Annotated in this window: 14 protein-coding genes; 5 read left to right on the forward strand and 9 right to left on the reverse strand. The window is 71.7% G+C overall.

Going from position 1 to position 25,410, the window contains the following annotated elements:
• Window positions 1-66: 66 nt before the first annotated feature.
• Window positions 67-1,284: an MFS transporter gene (locus WME83_RS20400; protein WP_437320957.1), complete on the forward strand. Its 1,218-nt coding sequence runs from the start codon at window positions 67-69 to the stop codon at window positions 1,282-1,284.
• A gap of 56 nt (window positions 1,285-1,340) precedes the next feature.
• Here WME83_RS20400 and WME83_RS20405 read toward each other — a convergent pair whose 3' ends face one another.
• Window positions 1,341-1,694, reverse strand: coding sequence for a hypothetical protein (locus tag WME83_RS20405; RefSeq protein ID WP_437320958.1), 354 nt, complete (start codon window positions 1,692-1,694; stop codon window positions 1,341-1,343).
• Window positions 1,695-1,851: 157 nt separating this feature from the next.
• Here WME83_RS20405 and WME83_RS20410 point away from each other — a divergent pair, with 157 nt between their 5' ends.
• Window positions 1,852-3,681 (forward strand): sigma 54-interacting transcriptional regulator, encoded by a 1,830-nt coding sequence (locus tag WME83_RS20410; protein ID WP_437320959.1) that lies wholly within the window; start codon window positions 1,852-1,854, stop codon window positions 3,679-3,681.
• A gap of 25 nt (window positions 3,682-3,706) precedes the next feature.
• Here WME83_RS20410 and WME83_RS20415 read toward each other — a convergent pair whose 3' ends face one another.
• From WME83_RS20415 to WME83_RS20425, 3 genes are all read right to left on the reverse strand, one after another.
• Complete coding sequence (locus WME83_RS20415; protein ID WP_437320960.1) at window positions 3,707-4,720, reverse strand: hypothetical protein; 1,014 nt, start codon at window positions 4,718-4,720, stop codon at window positions 3,707-3,709.
• Window positions 4,721-4,738: 18 nt separating this feature from the next.
• A complete protein-coding gene (locus tag WME83_RS20420; protein WP_437320961.1) occupies window positions 4,739-6,799 on the reverse strand; it encodes a glucosyltransferase-I in 2,061 nt (686 codons plus the stop codon).
• A 110-nt stretch (window positions 6,800-6,909) separates the two neighbouring features.
• Window positions 6,910-7,923, reverse strand: a complete 1,014-nt coding sequence (locus WME83_RS20425; protein WP_437320962.1) for a hypothetical protein — start codon at window positions 7,921-7,923, stop codon at window positions 6,910-6,912.
• Between the two features lie 294 nt (window positions 7,924-8,217).
• Here WME83_RS20425 and WME83_RS20430 point away from each other — a divergent pair, with 294 nt between their 5' ends.
• The gene (locus tag WME83_RS20430) at window positions 8,218-11,067 is read left to right on the forward strand and encodes an nSTAND1 domain-containing NTPase (RefSeq protein ID WP_437320963.1); all 2,850 of its coding nucleotides are present in this window, start codon (window positions 8,218-8,220) and stop codon (window positions 11,065-11,067) included.
• 172 nt (window positions 11,068-11,239) lie between these two features.
• Here the strand turns inward: WME83_RS20430 and WME83_RS20435 are convergent, their stop codons facing one another.
• Together WME83_RS20435 and WME83_RS20440 are read right to left on the reverse strand one after the other, a co-directional pair.
• Complete coding sequence (locus tag WME83_RS20435) at window positions 11,240-13,609, reverse strand: glucosyltransferase-I (protein ID WP_437320964.1); 2,370 nt, start codon at window positions 13,607-13,609, stop codon at window positions 11,240-11,242.
• 445 nt (window positions 13,610-14,054) lie between these two features.
• Complete coding sequence (locus tag WME83_RS20440) at window positions 14,055-15,044, reverse strand: hypothetical protein (RefSeq protein WP_437320965.1); 990 nt, start codon at window positions 15,042-15,044, stop codon at window positions 14,055-14,057.
• A gap of 535 nt (window positions 15,045-15,579) precedes the next feature.
• Between WME83_RS20440 and WME83_RS20445 the strand changes: the two genes are divergently transcribed.
• Entirely contained in the window at window positions 15,580-18,525 is a 2,946-nt protein-coding gene (locus WME83_RS20445) for an nSTAND1 domain-containing NTPase (RefSeq protein WP_437320966.1), read from the forward strand.
• Window positions 18,526-18,680: 155 nt separating this feature from the next.
• Here WME83_RS20445 and WME83_RS20450 read toward each other — a convergent pair whose 3' ends face one another.
• Window positions 18,681-20,966: a glucosyltransferase-I gene (locus WME83_RS20450; RefSeq protein WP_437320967.1), complete on the reverse strand. Its 2,286-nt coding sequence runs from the start codon at window positions 20,964-20,966 to the stop codon at window positions 18,681-18,683.
• Window positions 20,967-21,144: 178 nt separating this feature from the next.
• On the opposite strand from WME83_RS20450, the gene WME83_RS20455 reads away from it, so the two are divergent.
• Window positions 21,145-21,579 (forward strand): hypothetical protein, encoded by a 435-nt coding sequence (locus tag WME83_RS20455; RefSeq protein WP_437320968.1) that lies wholly within the window; start codon window positions 21,145-21,147, stop codon window positions 21,577-21,579.
• Between the two features lie 188 nt (window positions 21,580-21,767).
• Here WME83_RS20455 and pheT read toward each other — a convergent pair whose 3' ends face one another.
• The gene (gene pheT, locus WME83_RS20460; protein ID WP_437320969.1) at window positions 21,768-24,212 is read right to left on the reverse strand and encodes a phenylalanine--tRNA ligase subunit beta; all 2,445 of its coding nucleotides are present in this window, start codon (window positions 24,210-24,212) and stop codon (window positions 21,768-21,770) included.
• Between the two features lie 32 nt (window positions 24,213-24,244).
• Window positions 24,245-25,294, reverse strand: a complete 1,050-nt coding sequence (gene pheS, locus WME83_RS20465) for a phenylalanine--tRNA ligase subunit alpha (protein WP_020736043.1) — start codon at window positions 25,292-25,294, stop codon at window positions 24,245-24,247.
• Window positions 25,295-25,410 lie beyond the last annotated feature (116 nt).

Consider the following 25,410-nt stretch of genomic DNA (forward strand, 5'->3'; position numbering starts at 1 on the left):
CGCGCAACGTGCTCGAACCGTATTCTTCTCGTCCGAGCACCTCGCCAAGGGTTACAGTCAATCCTTGTGTCCACACCTCGCTCCGAGCGGAGCATCATCTTCCTCGTCGCTGCGGTCCAGTTCATCAACATCCTCGACTTCGTGATGGTGATGCCGCTCGGGCCCGACTTCGCGGTCGCCCTCGGCATCCCGATGTCCGACATCGGCCTCATCGGCGGCAGCTACACCGCGTCGGCCGCGCTGTCGGGCCTCGCCGGCGCGTTCTTCCTCGACCGGTTCGACCGGCGCAGCGCGCTCGCGGTGGCGATGCTCGGCCTCGTCGTCGGCACCGCGGCCGGCGGCTTCGCGACCGGGCTGCCGAGCCTCATGGCGGCGCGCGTGCTCGCCGGGGCGTTCGGCGGGCCCGCGACCTCGGTCGCGTTCTCCATCGTCGCGGACGTCATCCCGCCCGAGCGGCGCGGCAAGGCGATGGGCGTCGTGATGGGCTCGTTCTCGGTCGCCTCGGTGTTCGGCATCCCGGCCGGGCTGGAGCTCGCCCGGCGCGGCGGCTTCCCGCTGCCGTTCTTCGCCGTCGCGGCGCTCGGGCTGCTCGTCGCCGGGCTCGCGGTCTTCCTCCTGCCCTCGATGCGCGATCACCTCGCCGGCGAGCCGCCGTCGGGCGGCGCCCTGAGCGAGCTCCGCGCCCTCCTCGGCCGGCCGATCGTGATGCTCTCGTACGCGACGACGGCGACCGTGACGATGGCGTCGTTCCTCGTGATCCCCAACATCTCCGCGTACGTGCAGTACAACCTCGGGTACCCGCGCGAGCGGCTCGGGCTGCTCTACTTCGTGGGGGGCCTGGTCAGCTTCTTCGCGATGCGCGCCGTGGGGCCGCTCGTCGACCGCTTCGGCGCGTTCCAGACGGGCTCGGTGGGCGCGGCGGTGCTCGTGGGCGTCCTCTACGCCGGGTTCTTCTCGTACGTGCCGGGGCTGCCCGTGCTCGTCATCTTCATCGTCTTCATGCTCGGCATGACGTTCCGCAACGTCTCGCACAGCACGCTGACGTCCAAGGTGCCGCGCCCGGCCGAGCGGGCGCGCTTCACCTCGATGCAGTCGGCCGTGCAGCACATGGCGTCCGCGATCGCGGCGTTCTGGTCGGCGAGGATGCTCCACGAGCTGCCGGACCGGCGCCTCGACGGCATGCCCGCCGTCGCCGCGCTCTCGATCGCCTTCACGCTCGCGCTCCCGCTCCTGTTCCTCGGGATCGAGCGGCGCGTCGCCCTCGCCGCCGCCCAGCGTACGTAGCCGTGCCGCCGCGCGCGCGGCCGCGGCGCGAGCGCGGGGGGCTCGGGGCGCGGACGTCAGCGGGCGGGGCTCGCCTGCGAGATGCGGTAAGCGCCGACGGTCGCGGCGAGGGACGAGAGGATGAGGAGCGCGAGCGCCAGCGCGACGTTGTTGAGCGACTCGCCGAGGCCGACGATCCACAGCCAGCGCGCGTCGGGCGGCACCGCGCCCATGAGGGTGAGCGACTTGATGGTGCCGCTGACGAACCCGAGGCCGCCGGACACCAGCGTGAGAATACCGAGGCTGATCTGGAGCGGAACGAACCGCCGCTCGGGGGAGAGTGCATAACGGACGGACGCGGCGAGGAGCAGGAGACCGAAGACCAACGTCGGATACATCCCCCAGCCGCCCATGTGGAACGCTTCAACCATGACGAGCGCCTCCTTGACTAGCGCTCTGGACAGGCCCTGGCGCCGAAGGTTCCGGCGCGGGAGGGCGAATCCCTCGGAAACGTCGCGTTCACCCCATCGACGCTCGCTCCGCCGAAAGCGCTGTTGCCGGCGCTGATGAGAGAGGCTCGCGCCTTGCATGCGCGAGCGCTTCGAGTATAGCTTCGGGCTGATGAGCGGCCCCGCGAGCTCGCCGTTGACGACGCAGACCTTCGATCTGCGGCAGTCCCCGGACAGCCGGGAGATCTACTCCTACCTCCTCGTCATCGGCGCTTCCTCGTCGTACCGGCGCGCCCTGCCGGACGACGGCGTGCTCGTCGTGGGGCGCAGCGACGAGGCCGACGTGCGGCTCGACACCGCCGCGGTGTCCCGGCGGCACGCCGAGCTCGTCTTCTCCCGGGGCGAGATCCGGATCGCCGATCTCGGCAGCCACAATGGCACGCTCGTCAACGGCGAGCGCATCGAGGGCTCGCGCGCGCTCGGCTCCGGCGACGTCATCACCATGGGAGACACCACGCTGATCCTCCGGCGCGAGTCGCCGTCGCGGGGCAGCGCCCTCATCGAGATGGGCCGGCTGCGCCGGCGCGTCGAGGAGGAGATCGAGCGCGCCGCCGACTCGGCGCGGCCGTTCGGCCTGGCGGTGGTGTCCCTCGGGTCCGTGCAGATGCGCACGACGCTGGAGCAGCGGGCGCTCTCGGCGCTCCGGCTCGTGGACATCGTCGCCTGGGACGGCGCCTCTCACCTCGCCATCGGGTTCCCCGAGCTCGGCGGCGAGGCGGCGCGCGCCGCGGCGCTCCAGGTGCTCGAGGCGATCGCGCCGCTCGCCCCCGACGCGCGCGCCGGGCTGGCCTGCTACCCGTTCGACGGCGGCGACACCGAGACGCTGCTCGCGGGCGCGCGGACCGCCGCGTCGATCGCCGCCCCTGAGGAGATCGCCTCCGCCTCGGAGGCCGCCGTCCGGCACGTCATCGGCGAGCGCACCGTCGTGGTGGCCGACTCGGCCATGATCCGGCTGTTCGAGCTGATCCGGCGCCTCGCGGCGAGCGATCTGCCGGTGCTCGTCCTCGGCGAGACGGGGGCGGGCAAGGAGAACGCCGCGGCCGCCGTGCACCACTGGTCGGCGCGGGCCCAGAAGCCGATGATCACGCTCAACTGCGCCGCGCTCCCGGAGACGCTGGTGGAGAGCGAGCTCTTCGGCTACGAGAAGGGCGCGTTCTCGGAGGCGCGGGCGCCCAAGCCAGGCCTGCTGGAGCGGGCGCACGGCGGCACCGTCTTCCTCGACGAGATCGGCGAGCTGCCCCTCGGCGCGCAGGCCAAGCTGCTCCGCGCGCTCGAGGCGAAGCGGATCACGCGGCTCGGCGACGTGCGCGATCGCGAGGTGGACATCCGCATCGTCGCCGCCACCAACCGCGACCTCGAGGAGGAGGTCCGCGCCGGCCGCTTCCGTCAAGATCTGCTCTTCCGCCTGAGCGCCGCCGTCGTCGAGCTGCCCCCGCTCCGGCACCGCCGGCGTGAGCTGCCGATCCTGGCCCGCCTGTTCCTCGCCGAGGCGTGCGCCCGGGCCGGTCGTCCCGCGCTCGAGCTCTCGGAGGCCGCGCTCGCCGCGCTCTTCGCGCACCCGTTCCCCGGCAACGTGCGCGAGCTCAAGAACGCGATGGAGTACGCCGCCGCCACGGCGGACGGCCCGGTGATCGAGCCCTGGGGTCTGCCCGAGCGCATCGCCGGGCTCGAGCTCCCGCCCCGGCCCGCGGCGGATCCGTCGGCGCCGCCCGCGGCGGGGCCGTCCCGCTTCACGCCCATCGCCGAGGAGCTCCGGGAGATCGAGTGCACGCGCATGCGCCAGGCGCTCGACGCCGCGGACGGGGTCCAGAAGCGGGCGGCGGCGCTCCTCGGGATGCCTGTCCGCACCTTCACGTTCAAGCTCAAGCAATACGGCATCTCCACGCGGGAGGGGAAGCGGAGCCCGTGAGGGAGGGGTCCGGTCCCCGGACGGATCAGAACACGAGGCGCGCCGACAGCGCCGCAGCGTCGGGCGACGCGGCGGGCCGGAGCTCGATCGTCACGCCGCCGCGCTCCGGGGCGCGGTAGGCCTCGGGCCCGTTCACGAAGAGCAGGACCGTCCCCGTGATCACGGTCGCTCCGCCGACGACGAGGGCGCCGATCCCCAGCCCGTTCGCGAGGTCGGTGCCGCCGTACGCGTCCGACGCGAACGGCTTGCACGACGGAACGCACCTGGCCTGGAGGCGATCGTCGGTGGCTCCCTGCTCGGCGGCGGCATACCGCATCAGCGCGCCGCCCGCGACGCCCAGGGCCGCGCCCGCCCCGAGCGTGGCCCATGGGAGCCACGTGGCCCACCGCGGCCGGCTGACGACGGTATCGGCGCTCAGGGCGATCTGGCCCGAAGCCTCTTTGCCGGCGACGACGAGGACGGGCTTGACGACCGTGAAATAGCCGGTCTTTTTCGCCGTGATGACGTGCTCTCCCGGCATGACCATCCGGCGCTCGGCGCCGGGGCCGACGAACCAGGGCTGGCCGTCCATCAGCACGACGGCGCCCGGCTCGTCGCAGCGGATCTCGACGGCGGCGAGCTCCCGCTCGACGAGCGCTCGCATCGCCGCGCGCGCCTCCTGCTCCTTCTCGGCGTCGAGCGAGCCGGGCCCCCAGCGCAGGGCGAGGCGCAGGTTGTCGTGCGCCAGGAGAGGCAGGCCCATGAGCTTCAACAACCGCCCGAGATAGAGCCGGAGCTCGGGCTGCTCCCAGGCGGCGAGCGCCTCCTCGTACTTGGCCCGCGCCTCGGCGAGCATCGCGCGCCGGTGCAGCTCGCGCGCCTCCTCGAAGAGCGCCTGCGCCCGCTGCTTGCGCGCCTCGGAGACCCCCTCGTGCCATGGCCCTGGCGGCGCCTCCTCGGCGCGCGCGGGCCCAGCGCACGGGGTCAAAAGGGCCATCGGCAGGAGGAGCTGCGCTGTCGAGAGCGCGAATCGAACGGGTCGCTTGCGGGTCGTCGTCATGAAGCCTAGCGCCTCCCACTACAGCGACAGCACCGTCCGGGTGTGGCGATAAATGACGCCGCCCTCGCCGACGACAAAGGACGATTTTCCGGTGCCCCAGACCGCGTAAAAGATGCGATCTGTCGTGGGATCGAGCTTGAGCCAGGAGGTCCCGTCGTAGTGCAGGAGCTCGCCGAACTCGCCAACGGCAAAGACATCTCGCGGCCCGCTCCCCCACACGCCACTCAGCGTTATCAGCGTGGTCGAGCTCATGGCCCGCCAGCCCTTGCCGTCGTGGTGCAGGATCGTGCCTCCAGAACCCACGGCAAAGACATCCTGGGGCCCGCTCCCCCACACCCCGGTCAACCATACCTCCGGTGCGGGCGAGGGCATTTTCTGCCAGCCCTCGCCGTCGTAGTGCAGGATCGTGCCCCGATCACCCACGGCAAAGACATCCGTCGGCCCGCGTCCCCACACGCTCTTCAACGACGCCTCCGATGTGGGCGAGGGCATTTTCTGCCAGCCCCCGCCGTCGTAGTGCAGGATCGTGCCCCGATCACCCACGGCAAAGACATCCTGCGGCCCGTACCCCCACACGCCGTTCAACCACGGCTTCGTGGGCCAGATCTCCTCCTCCCAGCCGTGGCCGTCGTAGTGCAGGATCGTGCCTTCAGAACCCACGGCGAAGACATCGCGCGGTCCGCTCCCCCACACGCCTCTCAACCATGGCGCCGAGGGCCGTGTCATGTCCTGCCAGTCCTGGCCGTCGTAGCGCAGGATCGTGCCTTGATCACCCACGACGAAGACATCGCGCGGTCCGCTCCCCCACACGCCTTTCAACCAAACTGTCGTGGGCCCGGTCATGTTCTGCCAGTCCTGGCCGTTGTAGTGCAGCGTCGTGCCTCCGTTCCCCACGGCAAAGACGTCCTGCGGTCCGCTCCCCCACACGTCATGCAACTGTATCTGCTGCGAGGACACCGCCTCGGGCAACGTCGTGGGCAACGTCATGCGCTGCCAGCCCTCGCCGTCGTAGTGCAGCATCGAGCCCTCGACATCCACGACATAGACATTGTCCGGCGTGCTCTCCCACACGCTCGACAACGCCTTCGATGTGGGCGAGGGCATGGCCTGCCAGCCCTCGCCGTCGTAGCGGAGCATCACGCCATGATAACCCACGGCAAAGACATCGCGCGACCCGCTCCCCGACACGCCTGACAACGCCTTCGATGTGGGCGAGGGCATGACCTGCCAGCTCTGGCCGTCGTAGTGCAGGATCGTGCCCCGAGCGCCCACGGCAAAGACATCGCCCGGCTCGCTCCCCCACACGTCCGACAACGCCAGCGACGTAGGCGAGGTCATGGCCTGCCAGCCATGACCATCGTAGTGCAGGATCGTGCCCCGAGCGCCCACGGCAAAGACATCGTGCGGCCCGCTCCCCCACACGCCCGACAACGCCCGCGATGTGGGCGAGGGCATGGCGTGCCAGCCCTTACCGGCGTAGTGCAGGATCGTGCCTTCAGAACCCACGGCGAAGACATCGCGCGGCCCGCTCCCCCACACGCCCGACAACGCTTCCGACGTGGGCGAGGGCACGGCCTGCCAGGACTGGCCGTTGTAGTGAACGATCGCGCCGCCGTCACCCACGGCAAACGCTTCCTGCTGCCAGCTCCAACCGGCCCGCAACGCTTGAAATGTAGCGCGCTCCTGCCGACGCCAGTTCCAGCTTCCGCACGGGATGGCGGACAGATCATCGCAGGAGCTGACGCACCCCGGGCGGCCGAAATCGTAGCTCAGCGAGACGCAGGAGATCGTGACCGGCACTTGGGTGTCGCAGATCTCATCCTCTGCCAGCGCCCCGTCTCCGCAATGCACGCACTCGCTGCCGCAGCCGTCGCCGCCGACCTGGTTGCCGTCGTCGCAGTCCTCGCCGGCCTCCAGGACGCCGTTGCCGCAGGTGTTGACGCTCTGCGAGGCGACGCACGCGAGGGCACCCTCCTCGTCGAGGACGCAGGTGTGGCCGGACGGGCAAACCCCGTCGCCGCACGAGATCCCGCCCTGGAGGCACGCGCCCGCGATAGAGATCAACGCCAGCACGAACACGGCCGCAGCCGCATGGCGGATCGCTCCTCCGCCTCGCCGCCGGCCCGAGACCGCTGGGCTCGCATCCTCGTCCCGCCTTCGCATTCTACGTCGCCTTTCCCTTGATCGAATCAGAACACGACCCGGCCGGACAGCATCGCGCCCTCGAGCGACGCCGCGGGCCGGAGCTCGATCGTCACGCCGCCGCGATCCGAGGCGCGGTAGGCCTCGGGCCTGTTCATGAAGAGCAGGACCGTCCCCGTGATCACGGTCGCTCCGCCGGCGACGAGGGCGCCGATCCCGAGCCCGTTCTCGAGGACGCTGCGATCGTACGCGTCGCGATCGAACGCTTCGCACGTCGGAATGCAGCCGTCCCGCAGGCGCCGGTGGGCGTCTGCGTGCTCCGCGCCGGCGTGCCACATCAGCGCGCCGCCCGCGACGCCCAGGGCCGCGCCCGCCCCGAGCGTGGCCCACGGGATCCACGTGGCCCACCGCGGCCTGCTGACGACGGTATCGGCGCTCAGGACGACCCGCCCCGAGGCCTCCTGGCCGGCGAAGACGAGGACGGGCTTGACGACGGTCGAATAGCCGTCCTTTCTCGCCGTGATGACGTGCTCTCCCGGCATGACCATCCGGCGCTCGACGTCAGGGCCGACGAACCAGCGCTGGCCATCCATCAGCACGACGGCGCCCGGCTCGTCACAGCGGATCTCGACGGCGGCGAGCTCCCGCTCGACGAGCGCTCGCATCGCCGCGCGCGCCTCCTGCTCCTTCTCGGCGTCGAGCGAGCCGGGCCCCCAGCGCAGGGCGAGGCGCAGGCTCTCGTGCGCCAGGAGAGGCAGGCCCATGAGCTTCAACAACCGCCCGAGATAGAGCCGGAGCTCGGGCTGCTCCCAGGCGGCGAGCGCCTCCTCGTACTTGGCCCGCGCCTCGGCGAGCATCGCGCGCCGGTGCAGCTCGCGCGCCTCTTCGAAGAGCACCTGCGCCCGCTGCTTGCGCGCCTCGGAGACCCCCTCGTGCCATGGCCCCGGCGGCGCCTCCTCGGCGCGCGCGGGCCCAGCGCACAGGCCCGCGAGGGCGATCGGCAAGAGGAGCTGCGCTGTCGAGAGCGCGAATCGAACGGGTCGCTTGTGGATCGTCGTCATGTCAGCCGAGCGCCTCTCCGCCGGGACGTCCGCGGGACCTGCGCTCCCGCGCCCGAGCGCCGCGCGCCCAGGCTCGCCGGGCACGTCGCGCGCATGTCGCGATCGCAGCGTCGAGCGCAAGGAGAGGAGAGGCGACGATCGCACGGGGGCTCCTGCCCAGCAAGCCGGCGCCCGGATGGCCCGTCGCGGGCATGGGCCGCTCGGAGCCGGGTGAGCGCCCGGGAGGCCGTGTGGGAGGGGCGCGGTCGTGCTCCGTCGTGTGAAAGGGGTGCAGCCGCGCGCCGGAACGGTACTATGCTCCCGGCCGTGGTCGCGGGCGCTCGCGAGATGATCAGGACCCAGACGATGCGCGCGACGGTCGACACGCCGTCGTCGCGCGAGCCAGGCAAGCCGCCGCCGTCCGCCGGCGCCCGCATCGGCCATTACGAGCTCCTGCGCGAGCTCGGCCGGGGAGGCATGGGCGTCGTCTTCCTGGCGCGCGACCTCCGGCTCGCCCGCCTCGTCGCGATCAAGCTCCTCACGAAGCTGAGCAGCACCGGAGTCCAGCGCTTCCTCGCCGAAGCGCAGGCCACCGCGCGCTGCAAGCACGAGCATATCGTGACGATCCACGAGGTGAACGAGCACGACGGGTTCCCGTACATGGTGCTCGAGTACATCGAGGGGCAGAGCTTCCGTGCGTGGATGAAGCAGCGCAAGCCCGCCGACGCCCCCAGCCGGGCGTCCACGGCGCCGCTGCCGCCCGGCCTGGCCGTCGAGATGATGGTCCCCATCGCGCGCGCGCTCGCGAGCGCGCACGCGGCCGGCATCGTCCATCGCGATCTCAAGCCGGAGAACGTCATGCTGGACGCCTCGGGCGCGATCAAGGTGGTCGATTTCGGCATCGCCAAGCTGCGCGACGGCGAGGCGAGCCTGGTCGCCGAGCGCGCCACCGTCGACGACATGCGCCTGACCCACCCGGGAGCGGCGGTCGGCACGCTGCCTTACATGTCCCCCGAGCAGTGGGAAGGGCGGGAGATCGAGCCGTCCAGCGATGTCTGGGCCGTGGGCATCATGCTTTACGAGCTCGTGCTCGGCGCTCACCCGCTCGCGCCGTGCAGGATGCAGGACCTCATCGCGGTGCCGCGCCTCGACGAGCCGATGCCCGAGGTCGGCGCGCACCACCCGGAGGTCGGCGCGCTCGGCGCGATCATCGACCGCTGCCTGCGCAAGCGCAAGGCAGAGCGGTACGCCTCCGCCGAGGAGCTCCTGGCCGCGCTCTTGCCCCTCCTGCCCGGGCGCCGGGAGATCCACCTCGGCAGCGACGAGAGCCCGTTCGCCGGCCTCTCGTCCTTCCAGGAGGCCGACGCCGATCGCTTCTTCGGCCGCGCGCAGGACCTCGCGGGCGTCGTCGCGCGCCTCCGCAGCCAGCCGCTGCTCGCGATCGCGGGCGCGTCGGGGGTGGGGAAGTCGTCGCTCGTGCGGGCGGGGGTGATCCCGGCGCTCAAGCGCTCCGGCGAGGGCTGGGAGGCGCTGGTCCTCCGGCCCGGGCGCGAGCCGATGGCGGCGCTCGCGGAGCTCCTCGGCAGCCCTGTCGTGACCCTGAGCACCGACGTGCAGGCGCTCGCCTTCGACAGCGCCCCCGGGACGCGCGCGGCCCTGGTGGAGCGGCTGCGCGCCGAGCCGGGCTTGCTCGGCGCCGCGCTGCGCGGGTGGGCGGCCCGGGCGCAGCGGCGCCTCTTGCTGTTCATCGATCAGTTCGAGGAGCTCGTCACGCTCGGCGCCCCGGCCGACGAGCGCGCGGCGTTCCTCGCGTGCCTGGAGGGCATCGCCGACGACGCGTCCTCTCCGCTCCGGGTCGTCCTGTCGGTGCGGTCGGATTTCCTCGAGCGGATGGCCGAGCACGAGCACTTCATGGCGGCGATGACCCGGGGCCTCGTGTTCCTCCGGCCGATGGGGCGCGAGGGGCTGCGCGAGGCGCTGGTGAGGCCGATCGAGGCGGTTCGGCACGAGATCGAGGACCCGGCGATGGTCGAGGGCATCCTCGGGGCGCTGGAGAGCACGCGCGGGGCGCTGCCGCTGCTCCAGTTCACGGCGGCGAGGCTGTGGGAGATGCGCGACCGGGAGCGCCGGCTGCTGACGCGGGCGAGCTACGAGGCGCTCGGCGGGGTGGCGGGCGCGCTGGCGAGCCACGCCGACACGCTCCTGGCCGGGATGAGCGAGCGCCAGGCGAAGCTCGCGCGGGCGGTCCTGGAGCGGCTGGTGACGCCGGAGCGGACGCGGGCCGTGGCCAGCCTGGGCGAGCTGTGCGAGCTGCCCGGGGACCCGGGCGAGATCGAGCGGGTCGTGGGGCAGCTGGCCGACGGGCGGCTGGTGGCGATCGAGAAGGGGAGCGACCGCGCGGGCAGCACGGTGGAGCTCGTGCACGAGTCGCTGATCGAGCGGTGGCCGACGCTCAAGCGCTGGCTCGACGAGAGCCAGGAGGACGCCGTGTTCCTCGACCGGCTGCGCGCGGCGGCGAGGCTGTGGGACGCGAGCGGCCGCGCCGCGGACACGCTCTGGCGCGGCAACGTCGCGAAGGAGGCGCGCGGCTTTCGCGAGCGCTACCGGGGCGCGCTGCCGGAGCGGGAGCGGCTCTTCCTGGAGGCGGTGCTCCGGCTGGCGGACGAGACGCGGCGCCGGCGGCGCCGGCTCGTCTCCGGGACGATCGCGGCGCTGTCGCTCCTGGTGGTCGCGGCGGGGGCGGGGATCGTGAAGCTGACCCGGCAGAACGGGGTGATCACGGCGCAGCTCGACGCGATCCGCCGGACCGAGGAGACGCTGAAGAAGGCGCTCGCGAGCGAGGAGGCGGAGCGGAGCGCGGCCGAGAGGGCGCGGCAGGACAGCGAGGCGCAGCGGAAGCGGGCCGAGGCGATGCAGCGCGAGGCGGAGGAGGCCCGGGACCGCGCCAAGGCCGAGGCGGAGCGGGCCCGCCTGGCGGCGGGCGAGGCGCGGGCGGCGCGGGACACGGCGCAGCAGTCCGAGGTCGAGGCGCGAAAGGCCGAGGCGAAGGCCACCCAGGAGGAGCAGCGGGCCAGGGCGGCGGCGGAGGCGATGCTGCAGAGCAAGCGCGAGCAGGAGCACCTCATCCAGCGGACCGTGGGGAAGATCGACGAGAAGCTGAAGTAGCCGGCGCCGGCGGAGCCGCGCCTCGGCGGGGTGGGGGACGGCCTCGTCGCGTCGCGAGGGTCGTTCCGCGGCGGCGAGGTCGGCGAAGATGGGCGGTGAGGAGGGCGCTCCAGACATCGTTCGGGGTGCGGCGCGCTGCGCTGGAGCGTTCCTTGGGATCGAGGCGGCGCGGCTACCGCGGCGGCGCCGTCCGGCTGTGACGGTAGATGGATCCGCCGTCGCCGACGACGAAGGACGAGCTCCCAGCGCCCCACCCCGCGTAAAGGGGGCGGTCTGTCGTTGAATTGAGCTTGATCCAGGAGATCCCGTCGTAGTGCAGGAGCGTGCCGAACGCACCCACGGCATAGACGTCCTGCGGCCCGGTCCCCCACACGTGGTACAGATCGACCAGCGTGGTCGAGTCCATTTTCTGCCAGCCCTGGCCGTCGTAGTGCAGGATCGTGCCTTTGTAACCCACGGCATAGACATCCTGCGGCCCGGTCCCCCACAGGTTGTTCAACACGTCCGATGGGGGCGCCTTCATGTCCCGCCAGCCCTGGCCGTCGTAGTGCAGGATCGTTCCATCGTACCCCACGGCGAAGACATCCTGCGGCCCGGTCCCCCACACGCCACGGAGCCACTCCACCGATTCGGTCTGGCGCATGTCCTGCCAGCTCCGGCCGTCGTAGTGCAGCGCCGTCCCGTTGGGCCCCACGGCGAAGACATCCCGCGGCCCGCTGCCCCACACGCTGGACAACGATGCCAGCCCTGTGGGCAAGGGCATGGCCCGCCAGTCCTGGCCGTCGTAGTGCAGCGCCGTCCCGTTGGTCCCCACGGCGAAGACATCCCGCGGCCCGCTGCCCCACACGCCGCTCAACTGCTCCGACGTGGGCGAGGTCATGGCCTGCCAGTCCTGGCCGTCGTAGTGCAGGATCGTGCCCTTACCACCCACGGCAAAGACATCCTGTAGATCGCTCCCCCACACGCTGGACAGCCCGTCCGACGTGGGCGACGTCATGGGCTGCCAGCTCTGTCCGTTGTAATTCAGGATGGCGCCGCTGTCGCTCACGACGAAGACATCCCACGGCCCGCTCCCCGACACGCCGGACAGCATTTCCACCGATATGGGCAAGGGCATGAGCTGCCAGCCCTCGCCGTCGTAGTGCATGATGTTGCCCAGGTGACCCACGGCGAAGACGTTCTGCGGCCCGCTCCCCCACACGTCCTGGAACGTCTCCACCCGTGAAGGCAAGGTCATGGGCAGCCATTCCTGGCCGTCGTAGCGCAGGATCGTGTTGTTGTCACCGACGGCAAAGACGTCCTGCGGCCCGCTCCCCCACACGCCGTTCAGCGGGGTGAACTCCGGGATGGGCGAGGTCATGGGCTGCCATTCCTGGCCGTCATAGTGCAGGATCGTCCCATAGCCCACGGCAAAGACGTCCTCCGGCCCGCTCCCCCACACGTCAACCAAAACCGTCGATGTGGGCGAGGCCGCGCGCTGCCACTCTTGGCCGTCGTAATGCAGGATCGTGCCGTTGTCGCCTACAGCGAAGACATCCCGCGGCCCGCTCCCCCACACGTCCTTGATCGTGAGCGGATCCGAGGTGGGCAAGATCATGGGCTGCCATTCCTGACCATCATAGTGCAGGATCGTGTCATAGCCCACGGCAAAGACATCCTGTGGCCCGCTCCCCCACACGCCGTTCAGCGCGGCAGACGTGGGCAACGTCATCGCCCGCCAGTCCTGACCGTTGTAGTGCAGGATCGTGTTGTATCCCACGATGAAGACATCCTGCGGCCCGCTCTCCCACACGCCGTTCAGCGGACCCGACGTGAGAAGATCGTGCTGACGCCAGTTCCAGCTTCCGCACGAGCCGGCGGACAGGTCATCGCAGGAGCTGGTGCACCCCGGACGGCCGAAATCGTAGCGCAGGTTGACGCAGGAGGTCGTGATCGTCACGCCGGGATCGCAGGCTTCGTCCTGCGCCAGCTCCCCGTCGCCGCAGTGCGCCTTGCAGTCGTGCCTGCAATACCCGCGGAGCTCCGCGTTCTGGCTGTCGCGGCACAGCGGGTCGGTCGACGTGACTTCACCGGAGCCGCAGTCGCAGGTCTCCCCGCGGATCACGTCGACGATGCCGTTGCCGCAGCGCTCCTTGGACCTGCAGTCGGCGCTGCACCCGTCGCCGCCGCGGTCGTTGCCGTCGTCGCAGACCTCGCCCCGCGCGTCATCGACCACGCTGTTGCCGCAGCGCTCGTCGGACTTGCAGTCGGCGCTGCATCCGTCGCCGTCGGTCGTGTTCCCGTCGTCGCAGACCTCGGCGTCCTCGGGAATCCCGTTGCCACAGCTATGGCCGTAGCCGGGGACGACACACTGGGGTCTGCCGTTGGTCGGCAGGACGCATTCATGGTCGATCGGGCAAAAGCTATCGCCGCAAGCGACCGCGCCCTGAAGGCATGCACCCGTGGCGCCGATCAGCGCCGTCGCGAACGCGATCGCCACGACGTGACGAGGCGCCCAGACGCCCCGCGGAGGGCGCGCGACGTCCCTCCGGTTCCGATCCATGCTCCGCCTGCGCATCCATGCCCACATCGTACCCTCGCCGCTTTCTCTCTCATCGGCCCGGCAGACCGCTCCGGGTTATCACAAGGCCAGGACCGCCGCTCCGGCGGCGCCGCCAAGGAGATATCGAGGAACGAGCATGCGGTCCACGGGCGACATCTCCAGCACGGAGCAAGCTGCGAGCCACATGCCGCCTTGGCACCACCGCAGGCCGCGAGCGTGCACCCGCGGCGCGCTGAGCCGGCGCGTCTGCTGTCCTCGTGGGCGACGCGCGGCGGCGTCGAGCGCACCGCCTCGGCGTTTCCGGGGCCGGGGGCGGCGCGATGGCAATCCTTGCCGCGCCTCTGCCCCGGGGCGATGGCAATCTTTGCCAGGAGGGCAATGCTTGCCACGCGGGTCGAGGGCGCGAGCGCGGCCGCGCGGCGACCGCTCCTCCCGCTCAGCCCGATCAGAACACGAGCCGGCTCGACAGCATCGCCGCGTCGAGCGACGCGGCGGGCCGGAGCTCGATCTTCACGCTGCCTCGGTCCTCGGTGCGGTAGGTCTCTGGCCTGTTCATGAAGAGCAGGACCGTCCCCGCGATCGCCGTCGCTCCGCCGGCGACGAGGGCGCCGATCGCCAGCTGGTTCTCGACGACGCTGCCGTCGTACTCGTCGCGGGCGGACGGCGCGCACGACGGATGGCAGCTGTCCTGGAAGCGCTGGTGCGCTTCTTCATGATAGGTGTCGGCATGCCACAACAGCCCGCCGCCTGCGATGCCCAGGGCCGCGCCCGCCCCGAGCGTGGCCCAGGGGAGCCACGCGGGCCACCGCTGCCGGGTGACGACGGTATCGACGCGCAGGGCGAGCTGGCCCGAGGCCTCGTTGCCGGGGAGCACGACGAAGGGCTTGACGACCGTGAAGTGGCCGCCCTTCCTCGCCGTGACGATGTGCTCTCCCGGCGTGACGAGCCGGCGCTGGGTGCCGGGACCGACGAACCAGGGCTTGCCGTCGAGCAGCACGGCGGCGCCCGGCTCGTCACAGCGGATCTCGATGGCGGCCAGCTCTCGCTCGACGAGCGCGCGCATCGCGGCGCGCGCCTCCTGCTCGGCCTCGGGATCGAGCGAGCCGGGCCCCCATTGCAGCGACATGCGCAGGTTTTCATGGGCCAGGAGCGGTAGCCCGATGCTCATCAGCGCCCGCCCCAGATAGAGCCGGAGCTCGGGGTGCTCCCAGGAAGCCAGCGCCTCTTCGTATTTCGCCCGCGCCTCCGCGAGCATCATGCTCCGGTGCAGCTCCCGCGCCTCCTCGAAGAGCGCCGTGGCCTTCTGCTTTCGTTCCTCGGAGATGCCGTGATGCCATGGCGGCGGCGGAGCGGGGGGCGGGGACGGCTCTGCCGCCTCCGGCGGCGCCGGCGCCAGCGGCGACGGCGGCGACGGCGGCGACTCCGCCGCTTCCATCGACGGCGCCTGAGCTCGCGCAGGCGCGGCGCCTGAGGCCGCGATCGCGATGGGCAGGAGCAGCCTCACGGCGGAGGAGACTCGGACGGAACGATGGCGGGTCATCATGAGGCCAGTGCGTCTCCTCCGGGCCGCCGTGGAGCCTGGATCGCGCGGTCGTCGAGCGCTCGCCCGGGCTCGCCGGTGCAGCGAGCCGGGCGCCGTAACAGAGGCTACACGCGCGCTGGTCTCGCTGTAAAGCAGGCTGGCGTCCGGCGCGCCGGACGGCCTGGGCCGTTCGGAGCCGGGCGGTCGCCATGATGCCGTGTCGCAGGGGGGCCTGGGACTGCCGCGTTCAAGGGGATAGGCAGGCTCGCGCTGAAACGGCTATTCTCTCGCGATGGCGCTGCCCGCGCTCGCCGCGTCGCCGCGTCGCCGCGGGGCGGGAGCTCGCGCCGTCTCGCAAGGGGAGGAAGATGTCCGCCGAGCTGGCCACCCGGGAGCCGCCCTGTCAACCACCTTCGCCGCCACGCGCGAGGGTAGGGGGCATGTGGCCATGAGCGCCACCAGCCCCCTGGAGGACGTGGGCTGTGCGGACACGGTGCTTGCCGGCGCAGCGCCCCCGACAGCCGCGCTGACCGACACGGTGATGGCCACGGCCACCGGCGCGGCCGCGAGCGCTCGTCCGGCGAGGCATGCCGGGACGACCGCCCCGGCGCCCTCGTCCCCGTCGCAGGCCAGGCCATCGGCGTCGGTCGGCGCCCGCATCGGACACTACGAGATCCTCCGCGAGCTCGGCCGGGGGGGCATGGGCGTGGTCTTCCTGGCGCGCGACACCCGGCTCGCTCGCCTCGTGGCGATCAAGCTCCTCACCATGCTGAGCAGCGCCGGGGTCCAGCGCTTCCTGGTCGAGGCGCGGGCCACCGCGCGCTGCAAGCACGAGCACATCGTGACGATCTACGAGGTGAACGAGCACGACGGATATCCGTACATGGTGCTCGAGTACATCGATGGGCAGAGCCTCCGCGGCTGGATGAATCAGCGCAGGCCCGCGGGCGCCGGCGAGGAGGTGTCGACGTCGCCCGTGCCGCCCGGGCTGGCGGTCGAGATGATGGTCCCGGTGGTGCGCGCGCTGGCGAGCGCGCACGCGTCCGGCATCGTCCATCGCGATCTCAAGCCCGAGAACGTGATGCTGGACGCATCGGGCGCGATCAAGGTGGTTGATTTCGGCATCGCCAAGCTGCTCGAGGAGGAGGCGAGCCTCGCGGCCGACCGCCCCGGCGGCGGGGACACGCGCCTGACCCGCGACGGAGGGATCATCGGCACGCTGCCTTACATGTCCCCGGAGCAGTGGAGGGGCATCGGGATCGACGCGTCGAGCGACGTGTGGGCCGTGGGCATCCTGCTGCACGAGCTCGTGCTGGGCGCGCACCCGCTGGCGCCGTGCGACAGGATGGTCCTCCTCGGCGTGCCGCTCCTCGAGGAGCCGATGCCCGAGGTCAGCGCGCGCCACCCGGAGCTCGGCGCGCTCGGCGCGATCATCGATCGCTGTTTGCGGAAGAGCAAAGCCGAGCGGTTCGCCTCGGCCGAGGAGCTGCTGGCCGAGCTCGTGCCCCTTCTTCCGGGCCGCCGAGAGATCCATCTCGGCGCCGACGAGAGCCCGTTCGCGGGGCTGTCGTCGTTCCAGGAGGGCGACGCCGACCGCTTCTTCGGCCGGGCGCAGGACCTCGCGGGGGTGGTCGCGCGGCTGCGCAACCAGCCGCTGCTGGCGCTGGCGGGGGCGTCGGGGGTGGGGAAGTCGTCGCTGGTGCGGGCCGGGGTGATCCCGGCGCTCAAGCGCTCGGGCGAGGGGTGGGAGGCGCTGGTGCTCCGGCCCGGGCGCGAGCCGATGGCCGCGCTCGCGGAGATCCTCACGAGCCCCGTCGTGACTGCCGTGACGCTCAGCGCGGAAGCGCAGGCGCTCTCCTCGCGCGGCGCCCCGGCGCGCGCGGCCCTGGTGGAGCGGCTGCGCGCCGAGCCGGGGTTGCTCGGCGCGGAGCTGCGCGGGTGGGCTGGCCGCGCGCAGCAGCGGCTGGTGCTGTTCATCGACCAGTTCGAGGAGCTGTTCACGCTCGGCGCGCCGGCGGGCGAGCGCGCGGCGTTCCTCGCGTGCCTCGAAGGCATCGCCGACGACGCCTCGTCGCCGCTGCGGGTGGTGCTGTCGGTGCGGTCGGATTTCCTCGAGCGGCTGGCCGAGCACGAGCACTTCATGGCGGCGATGACCCGCGGGCTCGTGTTCCTGCGGCCGATGGGGCGCGAGGGGCTGCGCGAGGCGCTGGTCAAGCCGGTGGAGGCGGCCAGGTACGAGATCGAGGAGCCGGCGATGGTCGAGGGTATCCTCGACGCGCTGGAGAGCACGCGCGGAGCGCTGCCGCTGCTGCAGTTCACGGCGGCGAGGCTGTGGGAGATGCGCGACCGGGAGCGGCGACTGCTGACGCGGGCGAGCTACGAGGCGATAGGCGGCGTGGCGGGCGCGCTGGCGAGCCACGCCGACACGCTGCTGGCCGGGATGAGCGAGCGGCAGGGGAAGCTTGCGCGAGCGGTGCTGGAGCGGCTGGTGACGCCGGAGCGGACGCGCGCGGTGGCGAGCCTGGACGAGCTGAGCGAGCTGCCCGGGGAGCGGGGCGAGATCGAGCGGGTGGTGGGGCTGCTGGCGGACGGGCGGCTGGTGGCGATCGAGCGTGCGAGCGAGCGCGCGGGCAGCACGGTGGAGCTCGTGCACGAGTCGCTGATCGAGCGGTGGCCGACGCTCAAGCGCTGGCTCGACGAGAGCCAGGAGGACGCCGTGTTCCTCGACCGGCTGCGCGCGGCGGCGAGGCTGTGGGACGCGAGCGGGCGCGCCGCGGACACGCTCTGGCGCGGCAAGGTGGCCGAGGAGGCGCGCGGCTTTCGCGAGCGCTACCGGGGCGCGCTGCCGGAGCGGGAGCGGCTCTTTCTGGAGGCGGTGCTGCGGCTCGCCGATCACACGCAGCGAAGGCGACGCCGGCTCGTCTCCGGGACGATCGCGGCGCTGTCGCTCCTGGTGGTCGCGGCGGGGGCGGGGATCGTGAAGCTGACCCGGCAGAACGGGGTGATCACGGCGCAGCTCGACGCGATCCGCAGGACGGAGGAGACGCTGAAGGAGGCGCTGGCGAGCAAGGACGCGGCCATGAGCGCGACGGAGCGGGCGCGGCAGGAGAGCGAGGCCGAGCGGAGGCGGGCCGAGGAGATGCAGCGCGCGGCGGAGGAGGCGCGGGATCGCGCCGAGGCCGAGGCCGAGCGGGCCCGCGTGGCGGCGGGCGAGGCGCGGGCGGCGCGGGACACGGCGCAGCAGTCCGAGGTGGAGGCGCGCAAGGCCGAGGTCAAGGCCACCGAGGAGGAGCAGCGGGCCAGGGCGGCGGTGGAGGCCATGCTGCGGAGCAAGCGCGAGCAGGAGCAGCTGATCGAGCGGACGGCGGGGAGGATCAAGCCGCGGCTCAAGTAGCGGCCGCGCCGCGGGGGTGGGCGGCGGGCCGCGCCCGATCGAGGACGCGCCTTCGCGGCGTCGAGGCTCATGCTCGCCCGCTGCGGGAGCGCCGCGCGACGAGGTGCTGCGCGCTGCGCCGGCGCCTCTGAACGGGCGAACGGGCGGCTGCGCTGCTACCGCGCCGGCGGCGGTCCGATGTGACGGAAGACGGCGGCCTCCCGGCCGACGACGAAGGAGATTCGGCCTTGGCCCCACACGGCATTGAGTTGAGAGTTCGTCCCGGAGTTGAGTGTCAGCCAGGAGATGCCGTCGTAGTGCCACAGCGCGCCCCCCGTACCGACAGCATAGACATCGTTTGCTCCGCTTCCCCACACGCCATAGAACGATGCCAGCGTTTGCGGTCCTATCGGCTGCCAGCGCCGGCCATCGTAGTGCGCGACCGTGCCATCCGTGCCGACGGCGAAGACATCGTCCGGCCCGCTTCCCCACACGGCATTGAAATCCCCCCCTCCCCAATGCCATTTCATGGCCTGCCAGCTCTTGCCGTCATAGTGCACGATAGCGCCGCGCTGACCCACGGCGAAGACATCGTCCGGGCCACTTCCCCACACGGCACTGAGATATACAATCGTCGGCGATGTCATCTTCTGCCATCTCTGACCATCGTAGTGCACGATAGTGCCGGCCTGACCCACGGCGAAGACGTCGTCCGGCCCGCTGCCCCACACGCCGTCGAGAAAATCCATTGTATCTGAATCCATCCTCTGCCAGATCTGGCCATCGTAGTGCACGATAGTGCCGGCCTGACCCACGGCGAAGACGTCGTCCGGCCCGCTTCCCCATACGCCGCCGAGAACATCCGTTGTCGGCGATGGCATCTGGTGCCAGCTTTCGCCTTCATGGTGCACGATCGCGCCGGAGTCGGCGACGGCGAAGACGTCGTCCGGCCCGCTTCCCCATACGCCGTTCAGCTCCACCTCGTCCGGTGCCGACGACTCCATCTTGTGCCAGCTCTGGCCGTCGTAGCGCGCGATCGTCCCGAGCTCACCGACAGCAAAGACCTCGTCCGGCCCGCTCCCCCACACGCCGAAAAAACCGGCCGTCGTTTGCGCAACCATCTCGTACCACCTCTGGCCGTCGTAGTGCACGATCGTGCCGGATTGACCGACAGCAAAGACGTTGTTCGGTCCGCTTCCCCACACGGCCTTGAGATCTTCCGACGAATGCCATTCTATCGTCTGCCAGCTCTGGCCATCGTAGTGCATGATGGCGCCTGCCAGGCCGACGACATAGACGTCGTCGGGGCCGCTCCCCCATACGCCGCGCCAATCCGCCGATATGGGCAGAACCATCTCCTGCCAGCTCTGGCCATCGTAGTGCATGATGGCGCCTGCCAGGCCGACGACATAGACGTCGTCGGGGCCGCTCCCCCATACGCCACGCCAATCTGCCGATATGGGTACAGCCATCTCCTGCCATCTCCAGCCGTCGTAGTGCACGACTGCGCCGGACTGACCGACAGCAAAGACGTCGTTCGGTCCGCTTCCCCACACGCCGAAGAGATCCTCCGATGTCGGCGGATGCACATACCTCCAGCCCGTGCCCAGGGGGTACACGATCGTTCCGCGCTCGCCGACGGCAAAGACGTCGTTCGGACCGCTTCCCCACACGCCGTAAAGAGATTCGTATATCGACGGGTCCATCATTTGCCAGCTCTGGCCGTCGTAGTGCGCCATCATCGTTCCCAAGATGACGAACACATCCTCCTTTCCGCTCCCCCACACGCCCTGCAAGGGCAACGCCGTGCCGAGGGATTCGAAGCGCCAGTTCCAGTCTCCGCATGGATCCGTGGAGAGGTCATCGCAGGCGTTTCTACACCCGGGTCGACCGAAGTCATAGCGCAGATCGACGCAGGAGACGGTGACCGGCACGCTGATATCGCATTTCTCCTCGTATGCCAACGTACCGTCGCCGCAGTGCGCCTTGCAGTCCATCCGGCAATAACCGCCGGAGTCCGCGTTCTGCCGGCCGCCGCACTGAGCGTCTGTCGAGATAACTTCGTCAGCGCCGCAGTCGCACGTCTCCTCGCGTATCGTGTCGACGATGCCGTTGCCGCAGCGCTCGTCGGAGGTGCAGTCGAAGCTGCATCCGTCACCGCTCTCCTCGTTACCGTCGTCGCAGAGCTCGCCGTCCTCGATGATGCGGTTGCCGCAGGTATTGACCTCGGCCGGAGCGATGCACGCAGGGGTGCCGTCCCTGTCCGCGGCGCAGGTATGGCCGATCGGACAGAAGCCCTCGCCGCAGCGGACGCCGCTCTGGAGGCACGCACCGGCGACGACCACGAGCACCATCACGAACGCCGTCGCAAACGCCTGACGAAGCGCCCTGCCGCTCCGCCGGCGGCCCATGGCATCCCCGTTCGGCTTCACGCCCCATCCCCGCATGAATGCGCGCATCATCCCCTCGCTCTCCCCTCGTTCAACCACCCCGCAGCTCGCCTCGCCGTCGCGGAGCGTCGGTCGCACGCCTCGCGCCAGCGTACGGCGGGGCGCATCTTCCTGGGAAGCCCCACGCTGACGACCACCGGTCTGAGGCGAAGATGGCTCCAGACCCTGGGGGACCCTGGGAGGATCGCGCGTGAAAGGCCAGCGCGAGTCGGTTCGTGGCAACACGGGAACGGACGCATCCGGCCGCCGGCTCGTCGTCGAGATGCAGGCGGCCAAGGTCGAGCGGATCGAGAAGCGCATCGTGTACAACGCCAGCAATGCCTATGTCATGCAGCTCCGCAGCGCGGACACGTATCCAACGCTGTGCGATGTCGTCGGTGTGACGATCTGCGATGTCGAGCTCTGGCCGGACGGGGGCGAGGGCGGCCGTCTCAAGGTGCCGATGCTGAGCCGCTGGCGGATGCAGGAGCAGCACAGCGGCGCTCGGGCTGCCCCAGGTGCAGCACGTGTGCCTGGAGCTGCCGAAGTACGCGGCAGGCCACGAGCCGCAGACGGTCGTCCGGCGAGCTCTCCGGCAAGTCCACGGCGGTCCTGGCCGCCCTCGCCGCGCGCGGCGTCTCGGTGAGCGCCGTCGCCCGGGCGCGCATCGAGGCACGCTAGGGAGCCGGCGACGCTCGACCGATGGATCCGCCGCGCCGCCACGCCGGCCTCGATTGAGGAGGTCTTCGCCGGCCCCGCGGACCCCCGATGAACCTCGCGCCGGCCTGGCGTGACGCGACCAGGCCGCTCACCGCCGGCCGCCGCCCGCCCGCCTCAGCGCTGCTGCGCCCCGAACCGCGCCTTCGCCGCGTCCACCGCGGCCTTCGTCCACCGATCGACCTCCTCGTCGGTCAGCGTCCGCTCCGGCGACCTGAACCACAGCGCGAACCCGAGCGAGTGCGTCCCCGGCGGGAGCTCGCCGCCGCGGTACCGGTCGAACAGCTCGACCTTCTCGCAGCGCTCGCCGGCCGTCGTCCGCAGCAGCTCCAGCACCTGGCCCGCCGGCACGTCGAGCGGTAACAGCAGCGCCACGTCGTGCCGCATCGCCGGGAACCGGCTCGGCTTCGCGGCCACCGGCGCGCGGTAGGTCGCCGTCACCGCGGCGAGATCGAGCTCCGCCACCACCGCCCCGGTCGTGATCTCCAGCGCGTCGCGCACGTCCGGGTGGAGCTCCGCCACGTACCCCACGGCGCGGCCGTCGAGCGTGACGCGCGCGCCCTTGCGCGGGTGCGCCCACGGCGGCGGCTCGCCCTCGAGGTCGAACTCCGGCGCCACGCTGCCCGCGAGCTCCGCCAGCACCGCCTCGACCACGCCCTTGCCGTCGTAGAAGTCGACGTCCTCGGGCCGCGTGAGGTAGCTGTCGCGCGGCCCCGCGAGCAGGACCGTCAGTCGGGTCGGCTCGTCCACCGGCGGCCGCTCGACCCGCGCCTCCTGGCCCGCGCCGTCCGCGCCGCCCTGGCGCGGCAGGAACACCTGGCTCACCTCGAACAGCCGCACCCGCGGCACGTTGTACCGCTGCGAGCGCTGCGCGACCGTGAGCAGCCCCGGGACCAGCGACGGCCGCATCACCGACTTCTCCTCGGAGAGCGGGTTCAGCAGCCGGAGGAGCGGCTCGACCTCGAAGCGCGACGCCTTCAGCTCCTGCGGCGACAGGAACGAGTACGTCACCGCCTCGTGCAGGCCGATCCCGGTGCAGATCTGGCGCACCCGGCGCCGGAGCCGGTAATCGCCCCGGGCGCCCGCGGGCGCCGCGTCGACGCGCGGGAGGCTGCTCGGGATCTGGTCGTAGCCGGCGACGCGCGCGACCTCCTCGATGAGGTCGATCTCCTCCACGATGTCGGGCCGGTGCGCCGGCACCTCGACGAGCAGCCGATCCGCCTGCTGCTCCACGGTCGAGACCCCGAGCGTCTCCAGGATCTCGCGCGTCCGCGGCGGGGCCTCGGCGCCGATGATGCGCTTGTACCGCGGCAGCCGCAGCGTCAGCCGGCGCGGGGCGCGGGGCGCGACGTACGCGTCGATCGGCTCGCCCGCCGCCTCGGCGCCGGCGAGCTCGCAGATGAGCGCGGTCCCGCGATCGCGCGACAGCGGCACCCCCGAGAGGTCCACCTCGCGCTCGAAGCGGTGCGACGCCTCGGTGTGGAAGCCGTACCGCCGCGCCGACCTGCGGATCCCGCGCGGCTCGAAGTACGCCGACTCGAGGAACACCCGGCGCGTCGTCGCGGTGACGCCGCTGTCCGCGCCGCCGATCACGCCGGCCAGCGCCACGACGCGCTCCGCGTCGGCGATCACGAGGTCGTCCTCGTTCAGGGACAGCTTCTGCCCGTCGAGCGCGACGAACGTCTCGCCCTGCCGCGCCCGCCGGATCTCGACCGGCAGACGCAGCGCGTCGAGATCGAAGGCGTGGAGCGGCTGCCCCCGCTCGAGCATCACCAGGTTCGTCGCGTCGACCACGTTCGTGATCGGCCGGACCCCGAGGCGGCCGAGGCGCACCCGCGCCCAGAGCGGCGAGGGACCGACGCTGACGCCCTCGATCACCTGGCCGGCATACCGGGGGCAGCGCTCCTTGTCGCGCACCTCGACGCTCGCGCGCGCCCCGCCGCCGCTCGCCTGCGGCCGCGCGACCGCCGGCGGCTGGAAGGGGACGCCGAGCACCGCGGCCACGTCCCGGGCCACGCCCAGGTGGCCCAGCGCGTCGGGCCGGTTGGGGGTGACGCTGAGCTCGATGATCCAGTCCTCGAGGCGCGGCTCCCAGTCGAGCAGCGATTGCCCCGGGCGCCCGCCCTCGAGGGTCAACAGGCCCTCGTGGCTCGACCCGAGCCCGAGCTCGTCCTCGGCGCAGAGCATGCCGGCCGACGAGACGCCGGCGACCGCCTTCTCGGTCAGCGTGACGAGCGCGCCGCTCCGGTCGAGGACCTGCGCCCCCACCGGCGCATAACAGACGAGCGCACCGCCGCCGGGAGCGGGGATGTTCTGCGCGCCGCACACCACCTCGCCGCCTCCGCCGGCGCCGCCGGCGTCCACGCGGACCAGCGTGAGGCCCTTCTTGCTCGGGTGGGGCCGCGTCGCCTGGACGCTCGCGAGGACCACCGGGCGCAGCGCGGCGCCGACGTGCGTCACGCGATCGACCTCGAGCCCGCCGCGGCCGAGCGCCGACGTCACCGCGTCGACGCCGGGATCGGCGCCGAGGATCTCTTGAAGCCACTTGTACGATATCAACATGGGGAGTCGGGCTCCGGCGCGAGGGGAGTCGCCTAGAGGCTTCCGAGGAAGCGGACGTCGTTCTCGTAGAAGGCGCGGATGTCGTCGACGGCGAACTTCATGTTGGCCGTGCGATCCACGCCGATGCCGAACGCCAGGCCCGTGTAGAGCTCCGGGTCGATTCCGACGTTCCGGAGCACGGTCGGGTGGACCATGCCGCACCCGAGCACCTCCAGCCAGCCGGTGCCCTTGCACTGCGGACAGGCGCGGTTCGCGCCGTAACAGACGAGGCAGGAGACATCGAGCTCGGCGCTGGGCTCGGTGAAGGGGAAGTAGCTCGGCCGGAAGCGCGTCCTCGTGTTCTCACCGAACATCCGGCGGCTGTAGACCTCGAGCAGGCCCTTGAGGTCGCCGAGGGACACGTCGCGGTCGACGACGAGCCCCTCGATCTGCACGAACATGGGGCTGTGGCTGGCGTCGTCGTCGCGCCGGTAGACGACGCCCGGCGCGACGATCATGACCGGCGGAGGGTGGGAGAGCATCTCGCGCACCTGCACCGGGCTCGTGTGCGTGCGGAGGAGCACGTTCTGGCCCGGATCGCCGGCCACGTAGAACGTGTCGTGCATGTCCATGGCCGGGTGATCCGCCGGGAACCCGAGGAGATCGAAGTTGTAGCGCGCGAGCTCGATCTGCGGCCCCTCGGCGACGTCGAACCCGAGCCCGACGAAGATATCGACGATCTCGTCGAGGGTCCGCATGATGGGGTGCGGCCGGCCGGGCGCGCGCCAGCGGCCGGGCAGGGTGATATCGAGGGGCGGCGCGGAGAGCTCGCGATCGCGGGCGGTCCGCTTGATCCGGGCGGTCGCCTCCTCGCGGGCGCGCTCCACGCGGCCCTTGACCGCGTTGAGGCGCTGGCCGAGCGCCTTGCGCTCCTCGGGCGCCGCCCCGGGCAGCTGCTTCATCAGGGCATTGAGCGAGCCGCGGCGCCCGAGCAGGCTGGCATACAGGCGGTTCAGCTCATCGAGATCGCCGACGGCGGCGAACTGGACGTCCACCGTGCGATCGACCTCGTCGATGAGGCGGCCGAGTTCGGGACCACTCATTGCCGCCCCCTTACCCCAGAGCCCCAGGCAACGCAAGACATGACCACCCCCGCTGCGCCGGCGCGTGCGGGACGTCCGGTGCGCGGGCGGCGGCGACGGAGCGCGCCGCGTGGAGG

This window comes from Sorangium sp. So ce385 (assembly GCF_051474135.1).
GTDB lineage: Bacteria > Myxococcota_A > Polyangia > Polyangiales > Polyangiaceae > Sorangium > Sorangium cellulosum_D.

Bases quoted from the DNA above. Each gene is read 5' to 3' on its own strand.
- WME83_RS20405 (WP_437320958.1), bottom strand. From the start codon at position 1,694: ATGGTTGAAGCGTTCCACATGGGCGGCTGGGGGATGTATCCGACGTTG.
- WME83_RS20410 (WP_437320959.1), top strand. From the start codon at position 1,852: ATGCGCGAGCGCTTCGAGTATAGCTTCGGGCTGATGAGCGGCCCCGCG.
- WME83_RS20415 (WP_437320960.1), bottom strand. From the start codon at position 4,720: ATGACGACGACCCGCAAGCGACCCGTTCGATTCGCGCTCTCGACAGCG.
- WME83_RS20425 (WP_437320962.1), bottom strand. From the start codon at position 7,923: ATGACGACGATCCACAAGCGACCCGTTCGATTCGCGCTCTCGACAGCG.
- WME83_RS20430 (WP_437320963.1), top strand. From the start codon at position 8,218: ATGCTCCCGGCCGTGGTCGCGGGCGCTCGCGAGATGATCAGGACCCAG.
- WME83_RS20435 (WP_437320964.1), bottom strand. From the start codon at position 13,609: ATGGATCGGAACCGGAGGGACGTCGCGCGCCCTCCGCGGGGCGTCTGG.
- WME83_RS20440 (WP_437320965.1), bottom strand. From the start codon at position 15,044: ATGGAAGCGGCGGAGTCGCCGCCGTCGCCGCCGTCGCCGCTGGCGCCG.
- WME83_RS20445 (WP_437320966.1), top strand. From the start codon at position 15,580: ATGAGCGCCACCAGCCCCCTGGAGGACGTGGGCTGTGCGGACACGGTG.
- WME83_RS20450 (WP_437320967.1), bottom strand. From the start codon at position 20,966: ATGATGCGCGCATTCATGCGGGGATGGGGCGTGAAGCCGAACGGGGAT.
- pheT (WP_437320969.1), bottom strand. From the start codon at position 24,212: ATGTTGATATCGTACAAGTGGCTTCAAGAGATCCTCGGCGCCGATCCC.
- pheS (WP_020736043.1), bottom strand. From the start codon at position 25,294: ATGAGTGGTCCCGAACTCGGCCGCCTCATCGACGAGGTCGATCGCACG.